Origin of the sequence: Salinimicrobium sp. WS361, assembly GCF_050750585.1 — a bacterium.
Taxonomy (GTDB): Bacteria; Bacteroidota; Bacteroidia; order Flavobacteriales; family Flavobacteriaceae; genus Salinimicrobium.
In genome coordinates, this window is record NZ_JBOJLM010000003.1 from 266,090 (window position 1) to 291,372 (window position 25,283).

General features: G+C 38.1%; 24 protein-coding genes. 21 read left to right on the forward strand and 3 right to left on the reverse strand.

What is annotated here, in order from left to right:
• The first annotated feature begins 52 nt into the window (after positions 1-52).
• The 11 genes from ACQ93I_RS04645 (at position 53) to ACQ93I_RS04695 (ending at position 14,783) form a co-directional block, all read left to right on the forward strand.
• On the forward strand, positions 53-2,476 hold the full coding sequence (locus tag ACQ93I_RS04645; protein WP_431697386.1) for an aminotransferase class I/II-fold pyridoxal phosphate-dependent enzyme: 2,424 nt from the start codon (positions 53-55) through the stop codon (positions 2,474-2,476).
• Between the two features lie 59 nt (positions 2,477-2,535).
• A complete protein-coding gene (locus ACQ93I_RS04650; protein ID WP_266070417.1) occupies positions 2,536-3,420 on the forward strand; it encodes an RteC domain-containing protein in 885 nt (294 codons plus the stop codon).
• Between the two features lie 467 nt (positions 3,421-3,887).
• Positions 3,888-5,303 carry a PAS domain S-box protein gene (locus ACQ93I_RS04655; RefSeq protein WP_431697387.1) on the forward strand — a complete coding sequence of 472 codons (1,416 nt, stop codon included), beginning with the start codon at positions 3,888-3,890 and terminating at the stop codon, positions 5,301-5,303.
• Complete coding sequence (locus tag ACQ93I_RS04660; protein WP_431697388.1) at positions 5,278-5,709, forward strand: response regulator; 432 nt, start codon at positions 5,278-5,280, stop codon at positions 5,707-5,709. Before ACQ93I_RS04655 ends, ACQ93I_RS04660 begins: the two co-directional genes overlap by 26 nt.
• A 19-nt stretch (positions 5,710-5,728) precedes the next feature.
• Positions 5,729-6,913: a sensor histidine kinase gene (locus ACQ93I_RS04665; RefSeq protein WP_431697389.1), complete on the forward strand. Its 1,185-nt coding sequence runs from the start codon at positions 5,729-5,731 to the stop codon at positions 6,911-6,913.
• Positions 6,914-7,357: 444 nt separating this feature from the next.
• Entirely contained in the window at positions 7,358-8,575 is a 1,218-nt protein-coding gene (gene dinB / locus ACQ93I_RS04670) for a DNA polymerase IV (protein ID WP_431697390.1), read from the forward strand.
• Between the two features lie 18 nt (positions 8,576-8,593).
• Entirely contained in the window at positions 8,594-11,572 is a 2,979-nt protein-coding gene (locus ACQ93I_RS04675; RefSeq protein WP_431697391.1) for a DNA polymerase III subunit alpha, read from the forward strand.
• 413 nt (positions 11,573-11,985) lie between these two features.
• Entirely contained in the window at positions 11,986-12,258 is a 273-nt protein-coding gene (locus ACQ93I_RS04680) for a helix-turn-helix domain-containing protein (protein ID WP_266070413.1), read from the forward strand.
• 15 nt (positions 12,259-12,273) lie between these two features.
• A complete protein-coding gene (locus tag ACQ93I_RS04685; RefSeq protein WP_431697392.1) occupies positions 12,274-13,005 on the forward strand; it encodes a hypothetical protein in 732 nt (243 codons plus the stop codon).
• Positions 12,989-13,645: an ATPase gene (locus ACQ93I_RS04690; protein ID WP_431697393.1), complete on the forward strand. Its 657-nt coding sequence runs from the start codon at positions 12,989-12,991 to the stop codon at positions 13,643-13,645. Before ACQ93I_RS04685 ends, ACQ93I_RS04690 begins: the two co-directional genes overlap by 17 nt.
• Positions 13,623-14,783 carry a hypothetical protein gene (locus tag ACQ93I_RS04695; RefSeq protein ID WP_431697394.1) on the forward strand — a complete coding sequence of 387 codons (1,161 nt, stop codon included), beginning with the start codon at positions 13,623-13,625 and terminating at the stop codon, positions 14,781-14,783. Before ACQ93I_RS04690 ends, ACQ93I_RS04695 begins: the two co-directional genes overlap by 23 nt.
• On the opposite strand, the gene ACQ93I_RS04700 is transcribed toward ACQ93I_RS04695, so the two are convergent.
• Both ACQ93I_RS04700 and ACQ93I_RS04705 read right to left on the reverse strand, forming a co-directional pair.
• Entirely contained in the window at positions 14,780-15,430 is a 651-nt protein-coding gene (locus tag ACQ93I_RS04700) for an SOS response-associated peptidase (protein ID WP_431697395.1), read from the reverse strand. The genes ACQ93I_RS04695 and ACQ93I_RS04700 overlap by 4 nt on opposite strands.
• A gap of 26 nt (positions 15,431-15,456) precedes the next feature.
• On the reverse strand, positions 15,457-15,603 hold the full coding sequence (locus ACQ93I_RS04705; RefSeq protein ID WP_266070406.1) for a hypothetical protein: 147 nt from the start codon (positions 15,601-15,603) through the stop codon (positions 15,457-15,459).
• Between the two features lie 273 nt (positions 15,604-15,876).
• On the opposite strand from ACQ93I_RS04705, the gene ACQ93I_RS04710 reads away from it, so the two are divergent.
• The 8 genes from ACQ93I_RS04710 to ACQ93I_RS04745 are packed head-to-tail and all read left to right on the forward strand — an operon-like array spanning position 15,877 to position 22,590.
• Positions 15,877-16,164, forward strand: coding sequence for a hypothetical protein (locus ACQ93I_RS04710; protein WP_266070405.1), 288 nt, complete (start codon positions 15,877-15,879; stop codon positions 16,162-16,164).
• On the forward strand, positions 16,164-16,445 hold the full coding sequence (locus ACQ93I_RS04715; protein WP_431697396.1) for a hypothetical protein: 282 nt from the start codon (positions 16,164-16,166) through the stop codon (positions 16,443-16,445). The genes ACQ93I_RS04710 and ACQ93I_RS04715 overlap by 1 nt, the downstream gene beginning before the upstream one ends.
• On the forward strand, positions 16,435-18,834 hold the full coding sequence (locus ACQ93I_RS04720) for a TraG family conjugative transposon ATPase (protein WP_431697397.1): 2,400 nt from the start codon (positions 16,435-16,437) through the stop codon (positions 18,832-18,834). Before ACQ93I_RS04715 ends, ACQ93I_RS04720 begins: the two co-directional genes overlap by 11 nt.
• 4 nt (positions 18,835-18,838) lie before the next feature.
• Positions 18,839-19,408, forward strand: coding sequence for a conjugal transfer protein (locus ACQ93I_RS04725; RefSeq protein ID WP_431697398.1), 570 nt, complete (start codon positions 18,839-18,841; stop codon positions 19,406-19,408).
• 10 nt (positions 19,409-19,418) lie between these two features.
• Positions 19,419-20,249: a hypothetical protein gene (locus ACQ93I_RS04730; protein WP_431697399.1), complete on the forward strand. Its 831-nt coding sequence runs from the start codon at positions 19,419-19,421 to the stop codon at positions 20,247-20,249.
• Positions 20,250-20,262: 13 nt separating this feature from the next.
• On the forward strand, positions 20,263-20,880 hold the full coding sequence (locus ACQ93I_RS04735; protein ID WP_431697400.1) for a conjugal transfer protein TraK: 618 nt from the start codon (positions 20,263-20,265) through the stop codon (positions 20,878-20,880).
• Positions 20,867-21,781, forward strand: coding sequence for a conjugative transposon protein TraM (traM, locus tag ACQ93I_RS04740; RefSeq protein WP_431697401.1), 915 nt, complete (start codon positions 20,867-20,869; stop codon positions 21,779-21,781). The genes ACQ93I_RS04735 and traM overlap by 14 nt, the downstream gene beginning before the upstream one ends.
• Positions 21,781-22,590: a DUF4138 domain-containing protein gene (locus ACQ93I_RS04745; RefSeq protein ID WP_431697402.1), complete on the forward strand. Its 810-nt coding sequence runs from the start codon at positions 21,781-21,783 to the stop codon at positions 22,588-22,590. Before traM ends, ACQ93I_RS04745 begins: the two co-directional genes overlap by 1 nt.
• A 123-nt stretch (positions 22,591-22,713) precedes the next feature.
• On the opposite strand, the gene ACQ93I_RS04750 is transcribed toward ACQ93I_RS04745, so the two are convergent.
• Positions 22,714-23,094 (reverse strand): hypothetical protein, encoded by a 381-nt coding sequence (locus ACQ93I_RS04750; protein ID WP_431697403.1) that lies wholly within the window; start codon positions 23,092-23,094, stop codon positions 22,714-22,716.
• Positions 23,095-23,186: 92 nt separating this feature from the next.
• Here ACQ93I_RS04750 and xerA point away from each other — a divergent pair, with 92 nt between their 5' ends.
• Positions 23,187-24,311, forward strand: a complete 1,125-nt coding sequence (gene xerA / locus ACQ93I_RS04755; protein ID WP_431697404.1) for a site-specific tyrosine recombinase/integron integrase — start codon at positions 23,187-23,189, stop codon at positions 24,309-24,311.
• A 79-nt stretch (positions 24,312-24,390) separates the two neighbouring features.
• Positions 24,391-25,272, forward strand: coding sequence for a hypothetical protein (locus ACQ93I_RS04760; RefSeq protein WP_431697405.1), 882 nt, complete (start codon positions 24,391-24,393; stop codon positions 25,270-25,272).
• Positions 25,273-25,283 lie beyond the last annotated feature (11 nt).

Consider the following 25,283-nt stretch of genomic DNA (forward strand, 5'->3'; position numbering starts at 1 on the left):
TATAGTTTGGAATGAAATTACGAAAACTGAACTGTAATAAAAAATTTAAGTTATGGCAAAGATCAAACACAACAATTTTTTGGATACTGTTGATGAGGTTATCTCCAATGCAACTGAGGCAGGTGTTATTCATTTAAACGCAGAAGGAGATCATCTTAACGGGAGGAAAATCAAAATTAGGGGAAAGGAATCCTATCATTTTGGTACCACCGGGTATCTCGGTCTGGAGCAGGATATGCGGCTCAAAAAGGCAGCCGTGGATGCAATTCTGAAGTACGGCACCCAATTCCCTCTTTCCAAAACTTACATTTCGCATCCGTTGTATTCACTCCTGGAGGAGAAAATGACGGCTGTTTATAATCATCCTGTAATTATCACCAAGAACAGCACGCTTGGCCATATGGCCGTAATACCTACTGCTGTAAGGGATGAAGACGCTGTGATACTGGATCACCAGGTACACTGGAGTGTTCAAAACGCCGCACAAATTTTAAAAACCAGAGGCATTCCCGTTAGCCTCATCAGGCATAATAGCCTCGAAATGCTGGAGACCAGGATCAGGGAATTTTCTGATAAGGCTGAAAAAATATGGTATATGGCCGATGGAGTGTATTCGATGTATGGTGACTTTGCACCTATTGAGGAGCTAATGGAGTTATGCAAGAAATATCCCCAGTTACACCTTTATTTTGATGACGTGCACGGGATGAGCTGGAAAGGAAGTCATGGTGCAGGATATGTCATGAGTGTGCTAAATGAGCTCCCGGAAAATGTACTACTGGTAGGAACCCTAAGCAAGACTTTTGGAGCGAGTGGGGCAGTGGTGGCTTGCTCAAATAAATCATTGTTCAGGAAAATAAAGAATTTTGGTGGTCCCTTAACATTCTCGGCACAGCTGGAACCGGCCTCTGTGGCAGCTGCCATTGCCTCGGCCGAGATCCACCTTTCAGATGAAATTTATGATTTGCAGTCAGATCTTCAGGAAAAGATCAGGTACTTCAACCAGCTTCTTTCCCAAACCGTGCTGCCACTTATTTCTGTCAATGAATCGCCGGTGTTTTATATCGGAACCGGTTTACCGGCAACGGGATATAATTTCGTTAACCGGTTGATGAACGAAGGCTTCTTTGTTAATCTTGGGTTATATCCTGCAGTACCTGTAAAAAATACGGGGGTAAGAATCACCATTTCACGACACAATCAACTGGCAGATATTAAGGCCCTCTCAGAAGCTATGGAATATCATTATCCCTTGGCTCTTGAAGAAACAGGGAATAATTTCGAACGGGTGGGAAAAGCATTTCGACTAGAAATTACCTCTCCCAAAACGACTGCCAAGGGATCTGGATCCCTGGAAGTGCAGTACGAAAATACCATTTTCAGAATACCTAAGGAAGAATGGAATAAATGTATGGGAGGCAAGGGCGCATTTGATTGGGATGGTCAGCTTTTCCTCGAGAAAGTTTTTAATGGAAATGAAAAGCGGGAACATCAGTGGTCATTCCATTATTTTATTATCCGGGATGAATACAAAAATTCTGTGCTTAGCACCTTTTTAAGCATTTCGCTGTGGAAGGATGATATGACTGCTCCCGCTTCTGTATCCAAAAAGCTCGAGGAAACCCGGGAAAGAGATCCCTATTTTATGACTTCACCGGTACTTTCCCTTGGTTCCACCTTTACAGAGGGGGAACATCTGTTTATTAAACGAAAACATCCCCGGTGGGAAGAAGCATTAAAGCTTCTTTTACAGGAGATTGAAAAGCTGTCGGAGAAGGTCAGGGCAGAAATGGTGGTTCTGCGGGATTTTGAGAAGGATGATACGCTGGCAAGGATTTTCAATGATGAAGGATATATTCCAGCGGAAATGCCTGAATCCTGTGTTCTGGAAGGCCTGGACTGGAAAGATGAGCAGGATTACATGGAACGCTTAAGCTCCAGGTCCAGGAGACATTTTAGAAAGGAAGTTCAGCCGTATGAAGATAAATTTGATATCAGGATTGTTCAAAATCCTCATCCCGGTGAAATTGAAGAATTTTATCAATTGTATAAAAATGTAAAGCAGAATAACTACGGCATCAACACTTTCACCTATCCTCAAAAGTTATTCTTTAGTATGGCCGATAGCCCTAACTGGGAATTTATTGTTTTAAAACTCCACTCCTCACTATTTGAAGGTACTGAGCCTCCAGTTGTGGGTGTGATGTTCTGCTATAAAAACCTCGATGTGACTTATGTTCCCTCCCTGGTGGGAATGGATTATAAATACGCAACTGAATTTCAGGTGTATCGGCAGTTATTATATCAAACAATTAAAAGGGCCAAAGATCTTGGGTTTAAAAGAATAGACTTCGGGTTAAGCGCTTCTTTTGAAAAACGAAAATTCGGAGCCACGGTAAAGAGAAGATTATCTTATGTGCAAACGGAAGACAACTATAAAATGGAAAGTATAGGTATGATGAGAAATGAATCCTAAGGGCTCACCTGTAAATTCACTCTCAAGGAACCCACTGTGTATCCATTAAAATTAGGAATTTGAAAATCAACTTACCCTACTATTATTTAATGGTTCAAGGCAATAATAAAATGTTTGATGAGATTATACATACCTTTCACAACCAACTAAGTACTCAGGTCATGGAAATTCCCCAGCCTCTGAAAAAGGCTGATGCAGGTATTGATTTGTGTAACACCACTTTGTCAGTTTTAAAAGATCTTATTGAAAAAGAGGATTTTGAAAATGTTCCTGATGAAATAGAATTTTTTAAGAGTATCAAACCTTGCCCAATGAGTTACCTTATTTACTTTACGGAAATGAGGTCCTGCGAATTGAGAAAGCCTAAAGCCGGTGATAATTTCCAAATAAGGTTCTATGAAAAAGAATTGAGGAAAATTAATAAGTTCTTTCATAAGAATAATGACTTTGTACACTACATGGAGCAGGGGCATTCCTATATGGATCATCAGCTGTTTACACGAAATCACCGGAAGAACTTCCCATTCACACCCATGATCAATTATTACCAGTACCCGGAATTTTCTACCTCTCATGATATGTTATGGTCTAAGGTCCAGGCGATGTACCGGTTTATCCATTACGTTAGGGAGTCGATTCAGGAATTGAAACCCGGCGGTAGAGATTTTACAGTAGAGAAGAAACATAAAATTGTATTGTGGTCCGGATCTAAAACTGCATTAGTAGAATTGATTTATGCCCTATACGCTACCGGTGACCTGAATCATGGTACTGCTGACCTTGCTACTATCATTTCCTCCTTTGAAGATTTCTTCAATATCCGGCTGGATAACACCTATAAAACCTACTCTGAAATTAAAGCAAGAAAAGGAACAAGAACAAAATACCTGCAGAACCTCGTGCTTCAGCTGGAACAAAAAATGTCGCGGGATGATAAATTGTAGTATAATATTTCATCTGATTTCTCTTCCTATGTTTTAAGCACAATTAAAATTAAATTCTTTAGACACTTCCTCTGAAAGAGAAATTTTTTTCAATTTCATACAGCACAATGCGATAAACTTAAAAGGCTTTGAATAAGTTAAGTGCATGGATTGTTGTATTCGAAACCCTACAGTCTGTACAAATATCTTCCTTTACCCTCTCTAAGTAGTGTTTTATTTTCAGAATTGATCTGCAGGGTTGGAAAATTCGAATGCTTTTATTCTTCCCAAAACAAAGCCTCAGATATGAAGTATCTATAATATAATAGTACCTCCTGTAAATAGATGAAATACATAAAAACTCTTTGAAATACAATATTTAGGGAAATGGGCATTTTTTTTTAGAAAAAATTAACTATTATTGAGCAGGAAATAATTTAACAATAAAGCCAAAATAATGGCCGATATGAATTTTATAAAGTGGGGATATGGAAGAGAATTGTGGAATTCTGTTTAATAATTTGCCAATTGCTTGCTTGCTTCTTCAACCAGTTGGGGAGAACTTCTTTGTAAGGGATGTAAATGAGGAATATTGTAGAATCTTCAAAAAGGAGCGACAAGATTTACTAAATCTACCAGTTCAACAGATTTTTCATTATAAACCTGTACAACATGAAATAATTATTGCCTCCCTCCACGAGACTCTATTAAACCAGAAACCTGTTACCTTCGATTACATAAATTATTGTAATGATAATACAGAAAAGGAGAGCTTTTGGGAAATTTCTAATATCCCGATAAAGGATAGCAGCGAAAAAAAAATTAGTTATATTCTTCACCTACCATCTAATAAAACGTCAAAGGTTCGTGAAGAAAGAAATAGGCTGAGCATAGTAAAAGAATTAGAAGAAAAGAAAGCTCAAAATGAATGTTTTGTTTACAAAAGTCAGGATGGTTTATTTTCTTTAGATGCTAAAGGGAATTTTTTAAGTGTGAATAAGGGGATTGTTGACTTTGCTGAGGTCTCTGCCGAACAACTCTTAAAAATGAGTTTTCTGTCATTTTGTAGAGAACAGTACCGTGACAAAATTTTCAATTTTTTTATAAGAGCTCTTGGTGGAGAGGATCAGAATTGTGAAGCAGTTTTTGTTTCCTCTAAGGGAAGAACAGTTGTTCTTGACGTTTCGTTAGTACCTATGAAAATCCACGGTGAAATTGTGGGGGTTTACGGTATTGCCAGAGATATTACTGAAAAAAAACAATCAGAAAAAACTATCAGAGAACAGCAGGAAAAATTAATGTGTAGTGAAAACAAATTTAAGGCCCTCGTGCAGAAATCGTCAGATCTTACGGGGATACTGGATCTGAAGGGGAATTATAAATTTGTAAGCGAATCCACTATTTCTATTCTGGGTATTTCTCCTGAGGAATTTATTGGCAAAAATTTTTCAGATTACATTCACCCAGATGATAAGGAAGCTGTAATGACTTATTTTGTCCAGATTGAGGACAAAAAACAATTAAATATACCAATCTTCAGGTTCAGAGACTTAGGAAGTAATTGGAGATGGCTGAAGACCACGGTAACCAACCTCACAGATAATCCTTATGTACAAGGAATTGTCACTAACTCCAGGGACATAACGGAATCAAAACATCTGTGGGATGAAACTCTTAAAAAGAATAAGATCCTTAATGAAATAGCGTGGGAACATGCGCATATAGTACGCAGTCCTCTTGTGAGGTTAAGGGGTCTGATCGATTTACTGGAAGAAGAAAATTACGAAATTTGGAATCGTGAAGATTTAATTAAATTAATAAAAGCTTCTGCAGAAGAGTTGGATCGAACAGTTTTAGCAACGGTAAGAAAGATAGAAAATGTTGAAAATAGAGAACCAAATTGAAAATCTTCCGGAGATCCTTATTCTTGAAGATGATAAAATTTTCGCCTTACTTCATAAATATTTGGTGGAGAAAGTGATAAAAATAAATCCCTTGTTATTTACAAACGGCAAAGAAGCCATTGATTATCTTGACGCGAGAGCAGATAAAGATTCTGATGTTCTGGTGTTACTGGATATCAATATGCCCTTAATGAATGGCTGGGAATTTTTAAAAACCTGTAAAATAAGAAAATATAAGTTTAACGTCCAGGCAGTTCTTGTGACTTCTTCACTTTTTAAAGAGGATAGAAAAAGGGCAAAAGAATTTGATGAAATTAGGGGCTTCTACACCAAACCTTTTAAGGTGGAGGACCTGCAGGAAATCTTCATTCAGGAAAAAGAAGAACGGACTTTTAATTACCTTTAAAAAATTAATATCTGATCCTATGATGAGAACAGCTCCAGAAAAAGAAGTTTCGCTTGATCAAGGTGGAAAGGAGTTTCAATTTGTTATTAATCTTATGCCGCAAATGGTTTGGGCCACTCAAGCTGACGGTTACCATGACTTCTTCAATGAGCGTTGGTATGAATTTACCGGTCTCTCTTTCGAAGAAACAAAGAACAAGGGATGGTCGCTGGTACTGCATCCAGATGATTATGATCGAACCTTGGAGGTATGGCAAAATTCGCTTGATACCGGAGCTGCTTATGAGATCGAATATCGAATGAGAAAATTCAATGGATCTTATAAATGGTTCCTTGCGCGAGCCCATCCTCTTCGCGACGAGAGCGGGAACATTGTAAAGTGGTTTGGTACATGTACAGATATACACGATCAAAAAAAGATTTTAGAGGAGCTCCAACATACAAAAGCAGAGCTTTACCGCGCAAATGATGAATTAAAAAATTCTAATGATGAGCTGAAACGAATTAACCTTGAACTGGACAACTTTGTGTATTCAGCATCTCATGATCTTAAAGCACCTCTAAATAATTTAGAAGGACTTATTGGTCTTTTAGAACCTTCTGAAGAAAATCTAGAAGGAGAAAACGAAATACTTGGAATGATGAATGCTGCGGTGAAGCGATATAAGCAGGTCATTGATGATATGACCCTTATTGCACAAACAGCCAAGCGTGAATACACAGCACCTCAGGTGAATTTAGCTCTTGTTTTAAATGAAATTAAAAGTGACCTAAACCATCTTATAGAATCAACGCAAGCATCTATCATTTCGGAACTTAACATAGATATTTTACGCTATTCAAAAAAAGATATAAGAAGTATTCTTTTTAATCTTATCTCAAATGGAATTAAATACCAACACCCCGACCGTGCTCCAGTGGTTACCGTCCGCACTAAATCGACGACTAAAGGAGTTATTCTGGAAGTACAGGATAATGGTTGTGGGATAAAAAACGAATTCATACCGAACTTGTTCAATAAATATTTTAGGATTAAATCTTCGGTTGGTGGTTCAGGTTTAGGTTTATTTATTGTAAAACGACTTGTGGAAAATAAAGGAGGAAGAATAGAAGTTTCCAGTCAGGAAGGAAAAGGATCAAAATTCACGGTTATTTTAAAATCTGAGACGACTTATTCTACAACAAGAGGAATTCAAAGAGGGTAGGAGGAAACATTCAGGTGACCAAGAAATTTGAACTGGATTCTTAAAGTTATGGAAAACCTGCTTTTCTTTTTTAACTTAGGCTTTTGTAGATTTATAAAGATTCCAGGTGTTTGTACTTATTGGCCAAGTACCTATCTTTTCTTCATATTTGGCTTCCTTATATTATGCGAGAAAGTTATTGAAAGTATTCAAGGCTTTTTTTTAATCATTTTTTGTTAGATACAGGTTAAACTAATAATCTGAAGAATCAATGGAAGATAGATTGGACAAGGTGCTGTAAATAAGAAGATTATTCTTCATTAAAATCTTCGACTCTAATGACCTGAGTTTTTTGAAAAAGAGTCTAGAATAATTATTTTTTTGTTTTAACGCTCCCTTTCTATTATTCAAATCATATTTTTATAATTTTGGAAAAAATCCTATAATAAGGAATTATTCCATAAAATGCTGAAGAGATCAATTTTACACCTGGACTTGGATACTTTCTTTGTGTCTGTTGAACGTTTGCTCAATTCTGAGTTACAGGATAAACCTCTTTTAGTAGGGGGATTGGGAGACAGGGGGGTAGTGGCAGCCTGTAGCTATGAAACCCGAAAGTTCGGTGTACACTCAGGCATGGCCATGAAAGTTGCACGGCAGCTATGTCCACAGGCTACTGTTATAAAAGGGGACTCCAGTGTGTACACCAAACACTCTCATGTAGTTACTGAAATTATTAAGAGCAAAGTACCTGCATTTGAGAAAGCAAGTATAGATGAGTTTTATGCAGATCTCAGCGGGATGGAAAATTTCTTCGGCACCTATAAATTTGCAGGAGAGCTTCGGCAAACCATCATAAGAGAAAGTGGATTACCTATTTCTTTCGGATTATCCCAGAATAAGGTGGTATCCAAAGTAGCAACTGGTGAGGCCAAACCCAATAATCAGATGATCATTCTGCAAGGGAATGAAAAATCTTTCCTTGCTCCTTTGTCAGTAAGAAAGATTCCTATGATAGGTGAGAAGACATTTCAGAAGCTTTTAAATCTGGGGGTTCGGGATATACAAATGATCCAGGAGATGCCGGTGGAGATGTTGGAAGGTGTATTAGGCAAGAACGGGCGATCTATATGGAAGAGGGCCAATGGCATAGATGATTCCCCCATTATTCCTTTTCATGAAAGGAAATCCATATCTGCAGAGCGCACTTTCCATAAAGATACCATCAACATGGTACAACTCCGGGCAACTCTGGTAGCAATGGCAGAGAATCTTGCCTTTCAACTCCGGCGTGGCAATAAACTGACGTCCAAACTGAGTGTGAAAATCAGGTACTCTGATTTTCACACCTATACCAAACAGGCAAAAATATCTTATACCAGTGCCGATCATCTAATCATCCCTAAGGTGCTGGAACTTTTCAACCAGCTCTATAACCGCAGGCTACTGATAAGACTGGTGGGGGTTAAATTTACAGGTCTTGTGGGGGGACACTACCAGATCAACCTGTTTGACGATTCGGAGGAAATGTTGAGCCTGTACAATTCGATGGACAGAATCCGCGAGCGTTTTGGAGACCACAGTGTCATCCGTGCAGCCACCATAGGTGGTACCAGTGTGGGAAGAATGAATAATCCTTTCAACGGGGAACCTCCAATATTACATGCGCATCGGCAACAATAACAACAAAGAATTTTATAGATGTTTCTAAACTGCCATACCTGGTTTTCTTTACGCTACGGAACATTTTCTGTAGAAGATCTTTGTGTTCTGGCAAAAAAGAATGGTATGGAAGCCATTGCTGTAACCGACATCAACAATACTTCTGCCTGTATGAATTTTGTCAAGGAGGCCTCTGCCTTTGGAATAAAACCACTGATAGGCATTGATTTCAGGAATGGTGTATCCCAACAATATGTGGGTATTTCCAGAAACAATATCGGATTCCGACAGCTCAATGAACATCTTTCTGCTCAATTGCATCAACATCGGGCATTTGAAGACAATGCACCTGATTTACCTGACTGCTATATCATTTATCCGTTTGAAAAAGTGGTTAAAACTAAAAAAAAGGATTTCCAGAAAAATGAGTTCATCGGCGTTTCCGTAGAAACTTTACGACAACTAAAATTCTCAACGTACCTCCGGTTTTCACACAAACTGATCTTTTTGCAAACGGTAAGCTTCCGAAATAAAAGAGATTTTAATGCTCACCGTCTTCTGCGTGCCATTGATAAAAATACTCTTTTGAGCAAACTTCCCAGGGATGAGGAAGGTTCAATCAATCAGCAAATGATTTCTTTACAGGAAATTCAAAAAGCATTTGAAGATTATCCATTCATTCTGAAAAACACCCATAACCTGGTTGAAAGCTGTGACATTAAGTTTGGTTTTGGAAAAGACAGGATCAACCGAAATTTACAGGTCTACGGTAAAAGTAAGCAGGAAGATGAAATCCTTCTAAAAAAACTATGTAAAGAAAACTTGTCAAAGCGATATCCCAAGGCCTCTCAGGTAGTACGTGAAAGGGTTGAAAAGGAGCTAACAGCGATTATTAACCTTGGGTTTGTTTCTTATTTCCTGATCAATTATGATATTATTCAATACGCCAGATCCAAAAATTACCCTTACATAGGGCGGGGTAGCGGGGCAAATTCCATTGTAGCCTATATAATTGGTATTACCAATGTCGACCCAATAGAACTGGATTTATATTTTGAACGTTTCCTAAACGAAAGCAGAAAATCTCCCCCCGATTTTGACATTGATTTTTCCTGGAAAGATCGCCAGGATGTAACTGATTATATTTTTAGGCGTCATAAGAATACGGCTTTAATGGGAACCTATGTAACCTTTAAAAGGCGTGCGGTAGTAAGGGAAATAGGAAAGGTATTTGGGCTCCCAAAAGAGAACATCGATAAATTATCTGCTGGTTTTTTTGATTTTGAGCAATTAGATCACCTGGAACAGCTGGTAATTAGATATAGTGGATTGATTGCCGGTTTTCCCAATTATCTAAGTGTACATTCCGGGGGTATCCTTATCCTGAATGATTCTGTTTATAATTACAGCGGAACTTTTATGCCGCCAAAGGGTTTTGCCACAGTTCAGGTTGATATGAATATCAGTGAAGAAGTTGGTATTCATAAATTTGATATTCTGGCACAACGTGGACTTTCAAAAATTACAGATGCCATCGAAATTATTAAGCAAAACCAACCTGAAGCTCATATTGAAGATATTGATAATGTAGCAGTTTTTAAAAATGATCCAGAAATAAATAACTTACTCAGGGCAGGGGACTGTATGGGCGTTTTTTACATTGAGTCTCCCGCCATGCGTGGTTTATTCCAAAAGCTGCAAACACAGAGCTATCTAGAACTTGTTGCTGCAAGCTCTATAATAAGACCTGGTGTTTCCAACGGCGGGATGAAAGAGGAATATATTCAAAGGCACAGGAACCCGCAAAGAAGGCGGCAGGCACATCCTGTACTTTACGAAATTCTGGCTGAGACCTATGGAGTCATGGTATACCAGGAAGATGTTCTAAAAGTTGCCCACTATTTTGCAGGCCTTTCTTTTGAAGAAGCAGATGTGCTGAGGCGGGGAATGAGTGGAAAAAAAACTTCTAAAGGGCAAATTGATAAAATTGAACGGAAATTCCGGGACAATTGTAGGGAACGGGGATACGATGTTACTCTTATAAATGAGGTATGGGATCAAATTGCTTCTTTTGCGGGTTATGCTTTTCCCAAAGGTCATTCTGCGTCCTATGCTGTGGAGAGTTACCAGAGTTTATATCTAAAGCGATATTTCCCGTTGGAATTTATGGTGGCAGCACTCAACAACGGAGGTGGATTTTATGATGTGGAAACCTATATTCAGGAAATCAGAAAATGTGGAGGAATTGTTCATGCACCCTGTATCAATAACAGTGATCACCCTAACGTAATACGTGGCCGTGATATTTTCCTTGGGTTTGCTTACATAAAAGAGCTGGAGCTAAAGGTAATACAGCGCATCCTTGAGAATCGCCAGTTTTTTGGCAGCTTTAGATCTTTGGATGATTTTATTGATCGGGTAGAGATTTCCATAGATCAATTGAGTTTACTACTTAAAATTAATGCGTTCAGGTTTACAGGATTGGACAAGCACCACCTGCTGTGGAAAGCGCATTTCAAACTGAATCATAACAAAACAAACTCCACTCAGGCGTTGCTTTTCCGAACACCACATAAAGATTTTGACCTGCCCGAATTTAGTTTTGATTTTTTGGTGGAGGCATATGATCAAATGGAGTTACTGGGTTTTCCCCTTTGCAGCCATTTTGATCTTCTAAAAAATAACCTGCAACCCACAGTAAAAGCAAAAGATCTTAAAAATTATATTGGTAAGGAAATCTCTATATATGGAAATTTAATAACAGCAAAAAGAACTCCCACAGTAAATAATAAGTACATGTATTTCGGGACTTTCTTTGATCAACATAATGACATTTTTGACACAGTTTCTTTTCCAGGAGTAGCCGAGAAATACCCACTGCGCAGCAAAGGGATCTTTTTATGTTACGGAAAAGTAGTGGAGGAGTTTGGATATATCGCCGTTAACCTAAAATGGATTACCAGACAGGAAACTGCTGGAGATCCAAGAAGAACAGAAAGAAGCCGGGTATTGAAGTAGTAGATTTTGCAAACGCAGAGCTGTTCCTTTATCTTCTTTAAGGACTTCTTCCCAGATTACTTTTTTATTTTCACCTGCAAATTCGCTTTTCTCATGATAAGGGTGCCTGAATAAACAAAGCACTACCTCTCTATTCATATTGCTCTGTTTATCATTAGCACTGCAAGGATAAAATGATGCCCTTTTTTCGTACTACGAATTGCTGGGAAAAACCTTTGGAAGATTGAAAAATGGCAATTCTTGAGAGAATTCTAGGGATTTTATTCTTTCAAAACTGCCCAAAATTCCGCAAAGAAAAGGATGTTAAACTTTTTCGTAGTACGAAACCTCTTGTGAAAAAAAGCCAGCAGGGCATATCAATTTAGCATAATGAAATTGTAACCAGCATTTTAAATGCTAAAAAAAGAATCATTATGCCAACATCTATTATTACCACAGAAGATCTTCAGGAGTTCAAAAAGGAGCTTCTGCAAGAAATCCAGTCAATGCTTACTGAACACAAGGGTCAGAGTTCAAAGAAGTGGCTAAAATCCAACGAAGTTTTAAAACTATTAAAGATTAGTCCTGGAACTCTTCAAAACCTGAAATTCAATGGAACGCTACCCTATACCAAACTGGGGGGCATCATTTATTTCGATTCTGATGAAATACAAAAACTAATGGTAGAGAAAAAGGTCCTTCATTAACTAATAGGAAGTGCTATGAATTACATTAAGCTCCTTAATGCCGCCTTTGAAAAATTTTACTTCGATGATCGTCTCAACCCGGCTCATGTTACCCTATACCTGGCTCTATTCCAGGAATGGAACTGTAGTAGGTTTGCCGGAGAAATTTCTGTGAATCGCAGAGACCTCATGCGTGCTGCAAAAATAGGCTCTAAATCTACTTATCACCGCTGTATCGTAAACCTTCATGACTGGGGTTATCTTGATTATTTTCCATCTAAGAGTGCATTTAAAGGTAGTAGAATCAGGATGTGCGTACTGGAAAAACAGGAAACAAAAGCAGAAGAAGATTTTGACTCCTTTCTTGACGGGATTGCGGGGCAGTACAGTTCCAAAAATGTTCCCGTACAATCCCAGTACAGTCCTGAAAGTGGACATCTGTCGAAACCAGCCAGTCTCAAAAATAAACCTCTGGTGGGATCAAATATAAACAGTACTAAACTTGAAAAAATATCTAAACAACCTAAAGACAGGATGGATGTTTTATTGTTTTTCAATGCTAAGGGTCTTTCACCTGAGGAAGGGAAAAGGTTTTTCGATTATTACCAGAAAAACGAATGGAGAACGGGTGATGGAGAGCAGGTACGGGACTGGGAGGCTCTGGCTCACAGCTGGATTAAAAATACCTTCAGGTTTTCTGGTAAGAAATTTTCTAAAAAAGACAGTCTCCAAACATCTAATGCTAAGGATTATGATCAACCCCTCTAAAATTATTGAAGGTGGCGTGGAATATAGCCTTGGCACCTTTACCGGAACGGAATTAATTTATGATTTCTCAAAGATCCTGACTTATCTGGAAGCTAAAGGGAAATTACTATTTGGAAAAAAATTCAGGATCATTGATGAGGACCACCTAACCTGGTATAAACTGGCTAACTACTTCATAAAGGACCAGGAGAAATGTCATAAGTACAACATTGATACTGACAAAGGAATACTTCTGTCAGGTCCGGTGGGTTGTGGCAAAACAAGCATGATGCGCTTATTGAAGCATCTTGTGCCACACCAACGGCCGTATGAGGTGATTCCTGCTAGAAATATTGTTTTTGGTTTCAACCTCATAGGCTATAAAATAATTGAGGACTATGGTAAAGGTGGTCTTTTCTGTTTTGATGACCTGGGAATTGAACCGGAAGGGAAATTTTTCGGTAATGATTGTAACGTTATGGGAGAACTACTTCTGAGTCGTCACGATTTATTTCTGAACCATAAACTCAAAACTCACCTGACTACCAACTTAAATGCTAATGAATTAGAAGAGAGGTATGGGAGCAGGGTGAGAAGCAGAATGCGACAGGCATATAACCTGATCGCCTTTCCAAAAAATGCAAAAGATAAACGAAACTAATTATTGTGTGATGAAGATAGCAACCTACAATGTCCAGAATTTATTTTTTCGACATAAAAGACTTTTGAACAGCAGTAAGACCAAAAACTTCGCAAATTGGCTAAAGGAGATGGACGAGTTAATGGTGAAATTCAGAAAGACTGGATGTGATTTGGAAAGATTGCGGGAACTTTCCTTTCTGATCGGTTTTGAACATATCGACCAGTCCGGGTATGTAGTGATGCGTAGAAAAGGAGGGAATTTTTTTGTCAAAGGAATCCATTTTTCAAAAGAGATGCATGCCGCACCTTATAATAACTGGAATGGTTGGATAGAAGTTGAAAATCACCCATTGTCCTCTGTCCAGATTGAAAATAAGGCACGGGTTGTTTCTGCCATAAATCCCGATCTACTCATCCTGCAAGAGGTGGAAAGCTGTGAAGCTCTGCGACAGTTTAATAAATTCCTCTTGCCACAGTTTCAATGTTTTCCTTTAAAAAATTATTTATTTATTTCTGGTAACACAGACCTGGGACAGGATTTAGGTTTATTGACAAGACCAGGGTATTCCATTGGCAGTGCCAGAAGTCATCACTCTATACAGAGAGAAAATAATGAACCGCTGTTTGAAAGGAGTCTGTTGGAATACGAAGTTTTCTCTCCGGCTGGAGAAAGAATAACTATTATTTCTGCACATCTCACCGATGACCACCTGATAAAGGAGGAAAGTGATAGAAAAAGAGCAGAGCAGTCTCAATACATTGCATCACAATATGAGCGGCTGCTGACAGAGGGACAACAAAACATTGTGGTCTGTGGGACTTTTAACGCCCCGTCCTATTGTTATTCCCTCTCTTCTCTAATTCGGGATACCAGTCTCAAAGAAATAAGCAGGCACCCGAAATTTACAGTGGTCGCTGACCAGGGCAGAGATTCAGGTTATCACAGTTTGGGTGCATACGGAAAAGGAATTAACTTAAAACAAAGGGACTACCTTTTGCTGTCACCGGTACTGTTCAATAGAATCATATCTGCAGGAATGAACCGAAAGGGAGTTTGGCCACAACGTAAGTCTCAATGGCCGATTTATCCTCAGATTAAACGTTTAGAAGACGCGGCAAGTGAACATCCTGCACTCTGGGTGGATCTGGATATTTAGAAATTTAAAACCTGTTGTTTTCCGGGCTCATCTACAGGAGTAGCTGTCAGAGCTACTTCATAAGGGAAGGCAAATTTTGAAAGGTCAGTGCCATCTAGCCACTTCCTTTGATCCCGTTTTTCGAGCACAACAGGCATCCTTCTCTTGTTAGTATGAATTCTGCTCATAAGTTCGTTGGCCTCTGTAGTCAGAATTGAATAGGTATGGTGAAGATAATTTGTTCCCGGCTCTTTCCAATACGAATAAATACCGGCAAAGGCGAAAACCGACTGCTCTTTTGTTGTTAGAAGGTATTTTTGTTTTGTGCCCCCTTTAGCATCCAGCCATTGCCACTCGTAATAGCCATCAGCTATTACCAGGCAGCGGTTGTTTACTGCTTTTTGAAAGGATGGCTTTTCCTGGGCAGTCTCTATCTTTGCATTTAAAGTACTCTTCTGTATTTCTGAACTTTTAGCCCAAAAAGGGATTAATCCCCACTTCGAAAGAGTAATTTCCTGTGGGTTCTCATCTGTAATTACAGGAGTTTCATGATGCGCAAATCCGTTTACTTCTTCCTTTGGAATATAAGAATCGGGATCGATAAACACTGCTGCAAAGCTGCTTTCAATCTCCTGAAGTTTTGAATTTAGTTTAGTTCGGTAACACATAGGCAGAAAACAAAAGTAATTACATATCAGGCTCCTTCTTCTAGTTCTTCTCTGAGATCTTCAAGATAAGCTAATTCCAATTCTGAATTAAAATAAAGATCCTGGTTTTCAGTACTCCTCTTTATGATATCCAGTAGCTCTTCAATTCTGTTATAAATCTTTGTAAGTGTCATATTCGTTTAACTTCTTATAAGTTATTTATTTCATCAAGGATTTTTATTTTTAATAACAAAAGGCATGCCGCCCGGTGCATTATAATCCACTTCCTGAGGATGGACATACCCGGTATCCCTCAGTTATTTATTAAAAACCTTCTAATATTTTCCCTGTTTTTAAAGTGATTCCATAAAATATAAATTATTGTATGTTAATTATTTAAGGCCTTAATTCTCCAGGCATTTTCCTGTTATAGATTCATCATCGGTTTAATTTAAAACATCTTTCCGATGAAAAAATCTATGTACACCAGTTTTTGTTTCCTGACCTTATCTATGCCTGCCTTTGCGCAGATAGGAGGTATAGAAAATTCTGTCGCCGAAATTGCGGATACAGTCAGAGCGGTTTTTCCCATTATTCTTGGGGTGATATTTCTTGTGGGCTTCCTTTTTAATGCCGGGCACTTTTTCGGGGAAAATGCAGATCTCAAAAAGGGAATCACCCGGGTACTGGTCTTCGTCTTAATTGCAGGTGCAGTAGTAGGAATTTTCAGTTACCTTATTGGAATTGTAGTCTAATGAAGCGCTACGAAATTTACCGACATATCCGAAGGAAGGCCCTTGTCTACGGCCTTCCTGTTGGGTTGTTCGCTTTAATGATGCTTTCTGTTATTGCTTCGCTCCTTGTGATCATTTTCTCCTTTGGAGTTGGTGTTATTCTTTCGGCCGTGCTGTGGAATTTAGGACTCTACGCATCTCTTGGCCGACTTAATCAAAATCCACAACTGCTCAATTACCAGCGTGTATTTCCAAAAATGATTTCCAATAAGAAAATTTCAGGCCTGAACTATGAAGATTGACCTTTCGACATATCCCCCGGTTACAGAGATTAAAAAGAATCTGGTCTTCGCAAATAACGGAAACCTCGTGCTCTGCTTTAAAGTTGAACTTCCGGAAATATACTCCTTGTCTGAGAGGGATTTTGATGATCTGCACGGGATCTGGTTTCAGGCTTTGCGTTCGTTTATGACCGGTGGTGTAATTCATAAACAGGATGTTTACCGAAAAAGAAAATATTCCGGTGAAAAACTACCGAAGGAAAGCTTTCTGGGAAAAGCAACTCGAAATTACTTTGAAGGTCGCGAATACCTGGAGCATGAAAGCTATTTGTTCTTTTGCTGGCCAAAAAATAGAACTCTTAATCATAAAAAGTTTGTCAATCCTTTTAAAAAAATACCCTCCAAAAGTCTGAAGGAATTAGAAGAAGGACTGCAGGATTTTACGAGAGCGGTGAATGATACAGTTTCTTTCCTCAATAACAGTAAGAGACTAAATCTAATTCCGCTGGGAGAGGAGGAAATCCTGCAGCTTTCCACTTCCTATTTCAACGGGTACAATGAAGGATATGATACGGATATTCTTTTGGATAAAGCACAACTTCAAATAGGTAGAAATCTCTTTGAAGTTCTAGCAGTGAACAATGAGCTATGTTTTGGTGAAGCCGTGCAATCTTCTAAAACCAACGAAAAGTACACAGCCGATGATTTTGTTTTTCATCAGGGCTTTATAGATGGCCTGGGCCTCGATCTTAATGATGATCATATCCTCAACCAGATTTTTTACATGGATGATAGGTCCAGGTGGCGCAGGCTTTTAGAAAAGAGGATCGAAGAGCTTAAAAAGAGTAGCAATTTCGGAAGTCAGAATAAAGTGGTACTGGAAAGAATTCGTCACATTCTGGATCGAATTAATGAGGATGATAGTTCCAGGGTAATAAGAGGACATTTTAATGTGACCTTCTGGAATGAAGATTATAAGAACCTCCTTCGAACTGCCTCGGAAATAAAAACCCGATTTAAAGAATTGGATATCACTCCTTACTTGCCGTTGGCAGAGGAAAGAAAGAATTACTTTTTGAATAGCTTCTTTTGCTTTTCTTCAAACTTTGCGAATGAGGATCTCTTTGTAACTGACCTTAAACATGCCCTCTGTCTGCTCATTAACAATACAAATTATAAAAGTGATGAGCAGGGGATTATCTTCAATGATAGACAACACAATATTCCGGTGATAAAGGATGTGTGGGATGAACATAAAAAAAGAATAAAGGCCAGAAATTTTGCCATTTTCGCCCCTACAGGAGAAGGCAAATCTTTTCTGGCCAATAATATTCTGAGGCAGTACTATGAAGATGGAGTCCGCCTGGTAATTATTGATCTGGGAGGTTCATATAACAACTTCGCCAAGCTCTATCCCCAAGATCATCTCATCTTGAGATATGAGCAGGGGAAAAACCTGGGAATTAACCCATTTTTCATAAACAGTATGAAAGATCTGGGCCCTCAACATCTTGAAGATCTCACAATTTTCTTATTGGAGTTGTTTGCAACCGGAGAGTTGCAAGACAAAGCGCGGGAGGTTGCGATGAAAAAAATACTTAAGCATTACTACGATAATGTTGACCAGGGGCACTCCATGGAAAGTTTTTATGATTTCATTGAAGTGGAACAAGAAAGGCTTCTGACTAATCTACAGATCCATCGGGATTACTTTGATGTCGAGAACTTCCTTCATATCATGTCTGAATATGTGAAAGGCGGGCTTTATAGTTTTCTTTTTGAGATAAGCGAAGATCAAAGCTTTAGGTTGGAAGAAAAACGGCTCATTGTCTTTGAATTAGATGAGATAAAGGATAATAAGGAGATCTTATCGGTAATGCTCAAGCTTATTAAATCCGCCATTCAGCGTACTATCTGGCAAAATCGGAACGAGAAAGGCATAATTCTCTTTGACGAATTTGCAAAACAGCTCAAATTCGGGAATGTACTGGAGAGCGTTGAATTTTATTACCAGGCCATAAGGAAACAAAATGGCGCCATCGGTATTATCCTGCAGTCAATCAATCAGCTACCTGAAAATGCTACTTCAGCCAGTATTTTAGAAAATATCCAGGTGATCTATAGCTTACATAATGAAAAAGGATATGATCAGCTTCAGAAAAGGTTAAACCTCTCATCCCATGACCTGAACCAGCTAAAATCTATAAAAAATAAACTTTCCGGAGAGCGAAAATATACAGAAATGTTCATCAAGATTGGTAGACAGAGTAACATTTTCAGACTCGAAGTGCCACCTGAAGTATATGCCGCTTACCTCACAGATGGGGAGGAGAACAGCCGCCTGATGCAGCTTTATGAGGAAACAGGTTCCATGGAAAAAGCAATCCAGTTATTCATCACAAAACCATAAAAAAATGAAAGCAAAAATTATTCTTTTTTTAATGTTGGCTATATGCAGCCCGAGTGGCCACTCCCAGGGAATGCCGGTTTATGATAATACCAACTTTATCTCCCTGGCCAAGTCTCTTGTAGAATCTGCTAAACAGACTTCCCAGTTATTGAAGACAGTTGAATTTCTAAGTGAACAAAAACAACGTATCGAGCAGGTAAATAGTGTGATAAAGCAGGTTAGGGCAGTAAAAGAGATCATTAAAAACAACGCGAAATTGGTGAAGGTTGTGCAATACGACCTTACGGAGATTCTCAATTCTCCGTTCATTAAACAAGAGGAAATTGAGCGGGTAACAATGTCATTTCACAGCATAATGGATATTGCCAAACAGGATATGGAATTCATGCAGCAATTGTTGACCAGCAACCTTCTGAAAATGACAGATGCTGAGCGTCTTGCCATACTGGAAGACCAAAAGGAAAGATCCCGGGAAATGATTGCCGAAGTGGGGCTTCGCACCAGGAGATTCAAAACTATTATTTCCTTCAGAGAAATGCAGTCAAAGATCAATAACAGGGCGATTAACTTTTGAAACTGAAACGATGTTATTGACTATAGGACTTGAGTACGTAGATGCGGTTTTTAGTACCATCAAGGAAAGCAGTTTTTCCCAGTATACCATTTTGGGCATGAAATCGCTGGCCATCCTTCTTTTTCTTGTCAATTTGATAAAGAAGTACAACGAAGGGGCAGTAAATAATGACGGCTATACCTGGGGATTAAGTCCGACGGAATTGATCAAAAATTTTGTGGTAGTTCTTGTCGTGATATTCTCCACCCAGGTGCTGGGATTCTTTGATAGCATCTTGGTGGCCATTGAAATGGAATATAGGGATACAGCCCCGGCACTTCTTCCCCTTCAGTTACAGGAAATGGAAATTGAAGAAGATATCAATTTTGTGGAGGCGGGTACAAAAGCTCTCAGTATGCTTTATGAATATCTCGTGACACCATTTTACCCCATGAAGGTGATAGCCTTTATCATTAGTATTTTTCTTTGGATCATGGACCTCTTTATCTATCCTCTCTTCCTGGCAGAGCGCTACTTTCTCCTGGGTCTCATGCAGGCATTTTTTCCACTGGTAATAAGTTTATCGGTTTTTGAAAGGTTCAGGGAGATGGGGTACAGGTTTTTTCGCCTCTATGCTGCTGTATATATGATTGTTCCTGCGTTTTTCCTTGTCAATGTTTTTGTAAATCTACTTTATGAAGAGATCAACACAAATTTTTGGGGAAATCTTCTGGGTACAGGCGCAGAAAGTGGAGTTTTTGCTCCAATTGTTCAGCTGGGATCTGTAGGCTTTATTGTCTTTCTCAAATTTAAGCTCTACCGAAGAGCAATTTCATTCACTTTTAGGCTCTTTGCCTCGTAATTCCATTCTGAAGATGAAAACACCATACAAGAATATTTACTCAGTCTTAAAGATCAACCGCTTTATTGTTCTTTCAGTGATCAGCCTCGCATTCATAAGTATAGCATTGTCCCTTTGGTCGGTGTTTGATTTGAATCAGAAGATGCTTAACAGCATGTTTGCAGTAAACACAGATGGCAGTGTAATTCCACTTAAACTCTCCACGGCAAAGGAAAATCTCGAGGTAGAAGCCCTGGCTCATCTTGAAATGTTTCATCAATATTTTTACGGAATAGATGCCAGTAATTATGAAAACCATCTGGAAAAGGCTCTATGGCTGGGAAATAGCTCAGTTGATAATATCTATCGGCAAAAGAAAGTTGATGGTTTATACAACCGATTAATTCAATATTCCCTTGTACAGAAGGTTCAAAGTGTAAAGTCAGATCTTGATCTTAAACAGGAACCTTATGAATTCAGAACTACGACCATCTTCCAAATCAATAGGGGGAAAGTTTTGGATCAATATGAACTTATTACAACAGGAAAGTTAATTCATGTTGACCGTCATTTTCCACGCAATACTCATGGATTACTGATAATAGATTTTTTTGAACACAGCTTAAAGAAATTATCCGATGAAACTAGATAAAAAGAAAGTAGTATTTGTGTGCATTATTATTATTGTACTGCTTTTTATTAGTGGCTACACCATGCTCATTTTTATGGATCAGGAGGTGTCTGAAAGTTTGCAGCAACCTTCAATTCCCCAATTGGAAGAAGAGCAGGAGACGTATTCTTCAAAAATTGAAGCTGTGGATGCTATTAAAGAGGAGCGGGAGAGAAATATCCCCAATGTTTATTCTCAAAGGTATCTTGACTCACTTGATGCATACGCTCCCGCAATAGAGCAGGAGGAGCGGGAATGGATGATTGATAGTACAGTTCGTTTTGGGATAGTTGAATCAGAACAGAGTGAGACTAAATACAGAGAAGAGGAAAGCAGCGAAGGAATACTAGAGTTTAAAGAAGTCCAAATCCCTGGAAATGTTCCTACTGGAGATTTATCAGCCGGACATGCTAATTTTTTTATAAGTGCGGTTACTTCCAGATCATTTGAAAAGGAGAAGAACAATTCTGAAACCTTAATTAAAGCTGAAGTGAATGGAACGCAAACTCTTAGATCCGGAGACAGGTTAGAGCTTATTCTAACAGAAGATGCACAAATTCAGGAAAATTTTTTTCCGAAAAACACCTTGTTGTATGGCTTTGTCAGTCTACAGTTAAACAGGGTACACATTAAAATCACCCACCTCAATGAGACCGATATCAGTCTAAAAGCTTTTGACCTTCAGGATAACAACGAAGGAATTTATGTGCAGAATAGCTTTAAAACAGAGGCGGGGAAAGAGGTACTGGATGATCTTGTGCAGGATATAAATATAGCCGGGCTACCCCAAATTGGAGGGGTTAAAAATATTTTCAGAAAAAGCAACCGCAAACTTAAAGTTACTATACTCGATCAATACCAACTTTTACTAAAAGCAGAATAATGAAAAAGCTAATTGTATTAATCGTCTGTCTCCTTTCTTTTAGCGGAAAGGGACAAACCCAAGACACCATTTTTGCCAATGAGCATCTTAATGTGGCCCTTTTTTTTCCTGATAAAATTCGACAGGCAGTAGTGGGAGCAGAGAATTACGTATTCAGCTATAATCAGGAGCATCCACAATTCTTCGGGCTTTTGAAAGCCAGTACAGGAAAAATCAGTAATCTTTTAGCCATTACCTACGACGGAGAAATCTATTCTTACATTTTAAAATACAGCGAGGAGTTGCCGAAACTAACTCACTTTTTAAACAAAACGGCATCTGTAGGTAATGAGCAGCCGCCGGTCATTGTTGAAGAGAAGATTCCAATACCATCATCCATGAAATCTAAGGATAGTGTTCACAGAATAAACTTTCTTGAAAAACTTTCGGCTTACTATAGTACCATTTCTAAAGGGAACCTGAAAGATAAAAGGAAAAGTGGCATTGTTCTGCAGGTGAATGATATGTTCTACAATCAAAGTCATGTCTTTATCATTTTTGAAATAGCTAATAAATCTACTATCGAGTTTGAACCTGAATATTTGAGGCTTTTTTTATCCAGTGGGAATAGACGAAGAAATGCCTCTTACCAGAAACTTCTTCAGCAGCCACTCTACACATATAAATTTCCGGATATTGTTTTGCCGGGACAACGTAAAAGGTTTGTATATGTCCTGCCTAAATTCACTATTGGTGATAAGGAAGAAATGGTCGTTGAATTAAGGGAAAGAATGGGCAACAGACTGGTGAAGCTAAAATTTAGAAAGTAAATTTAAAAAAAACTTATCAAAATGAGGTTTTCCGTATATTCTTGTACTCTGTTAACACTATATTAGCATCATCTACTGGTTCTTAAAAGGGATTGAGTATACCGAAGGTTTGAGTAAAAGAAATTACCTACTCATATAATCCTGCCATGTAATAAGGACAAATTTTTTCTTTCCATTTTCTATCCTGGTTAAAAAACCAAACTCGTAAACAAAAAGATAAACATCCCCTTTTTTGTTTTTCCAGTAGTGAGTGAAGAAATTAGGATCAAAACCTTCATCAAATACAGTCTGAGCACGAACGGTAGCTTTCCCGGCTTTATTGAATTGCTTTAATATTTTTCTATTAGTCTTAAGTTGCCGGTCTACTTTTGAATAGAAGCTAGCGTTGCTCTGGCGACTTTTATTGTAGTGCCAAGTACTCTTGCAATATGGATCACAAAATTTTTTGTCTGTTCTTCCCTCTAGTTTTCGGTTACAGGCTAAACATTTCTCTCGATTATTCATGATTTATTACCTGTTTTATTCGTATAATATACGGATAATAAACGCTTTATGTTTTTGCCTTGCCTACTTTTATTCAATAAAATTATAATTGCATGGAAAGGAAATATATTACTCTTAAGAATTTAATGATAGAAAAGCAGAAATGTATTGGTTTAAAATTCTTTGCAGACAGGGTAGTGCAGGCTTTAGTCAATGATCTCCCTGGAATAAAATGGAGTGAGGACTTCAATATGAATTACATCCTAAATACTCCTGCCAACATCGACCTGGTTTTCAAGACATTCCGGGGAGTGGCCTGGATCAATTGTAATCACTTTTATTCCAGAAGTAGTTTTGGTAAAGAATTGATACCAGTAGATATAGAGGCTCTTCAAAAGAGGAAGCCGGTAGCTGGGAAAATTTTTTGTCCCGAAAGCTATTTACAGAAACTGGAATTGAAGAGATATGCGGCCAGTACCATTAGAACCTATGTTTCTTGCTTTGAAACTTTTATTAATCATTACAGCGACAGAGAAGTTCAAAATCTTAACGAAAATGATGTAAGGCATTATCTTCAAAAGTTAATAAGAGATGGGAGCTCTCATTCATATATCAATCAGGCAATTAATGCTATCAAATTTTACTACGAAATTGTTCTGGAAATGCCTAATCGTTTTTATGCAGTTGAACGACCGAGGGCAGAGGAGAAGCTCCCGGAAGTATTAGCAAAAGAAGAAGTGCTAAGGATAATTAATAACACCAACAACATCAAACATCGATGTATTATCGGCCTGCTATACTCTGCAGGATTAAGAAGGGGTGAAGTTCTCAATTTGAGAGTGGAGGATGTTGATAGCAAGAGAATGGTGATAAAGGTAAGATCAGGTAAGGGGAACAAAGACCGCTACACCATTCTCTCTGAAAAGCTTCTTGGAGATCTTAGGAGATATTTTATTGAATGGAGACCAAAAGAATATCTATTTGAAGGCCCGAAAGGCGAAAAGTACTCTGCTGAAAGTGTAGTTAAGATTGTAAAAGAAGCTTCTAAAAAGGCCGGAATACGCAAAAGGGTGACTCCGCATATGCTCCGACACTCTTTTGCCACACATTTATTGGAGAGCGGGACAGATTTGCGTTACATTCAGGTCCTTTTAGGCCATAAGAGCACCAAAACCACCGAAATTTACACCCATGTTGCAACAAATATTTTTTTCAAAATCAAAAATCCGCTAGATTAGCTAATAAAGTACAATAAAGACAAAGTATATATAAATGTACTGGTGCTTTTATTCGTACGTTAGCGCCAATACCTAAAAGTTGAAAAAACAAGAAGAAATAGAAGCACTATTTAAAGAGGTAGAAAGCCTTAATATTCCCGATTTAAGTGAGAGTTTAGAGAATATTTTAAGAGCTCATACGACTATAATTCAATCGATTTATGACTCTAAACCGGCTTTAGATGTTGGGGAAGTTTATATTGAAACATTAACTATTAAGCTACTTCTTGCATCGAAAAGCGCTTTAGAATTATCTCGTGGAAGTAATATTTCGGGTATCGATACTAATAAAAAAGTTCAAATTCTGGACATTTCCTCAATCTACATTCTGACCCGAGCAGTATTAGAAAACTTCCTGACCTTAGAATATCTTTTCTTCAATAAATTAAGTAGAGAAGAACAAATTTTTAGATATAATCTATGGAGAATTTCAGGTTTTATGTCGAGACAGAATTATGATGAAAACCTTCAACCACATCTGATTGAAAAACTCGAAAGAGAAAAAGAGGAAATAGAGATTTTAAAAGAAACAGTTAAAAAAAGTCCATTCTACCCAAGTTTGAATAAACATCATATCTGGAAATTGAATAGTTACGGACTCCCACGTATACTTAGCTGGGATGATCTTATAAAACAGAGCTGCCTAAAAAGCAACTTATTTGGAAAATTATATAAATTGTATTCGAATTACGCTCATTCTGAATTCATATCTGCAATTCAGCTAAATGAAAACAGTCAACATAAGACAAACAAGTTCAATGAAGAGGTGACCATTACATCTTTAAGTAATTTAAGAATGATTAATTGTGTTTCTATTTCTCTAATAAAAGATAAATTTCAATGTACCAAAGAGTCTTATAATGGTTTGGGTGAAGAATTGAAATATTCGATTGATTTCTGGAAAAAGTTCAGTACAGAATAAGTACTGGCGCT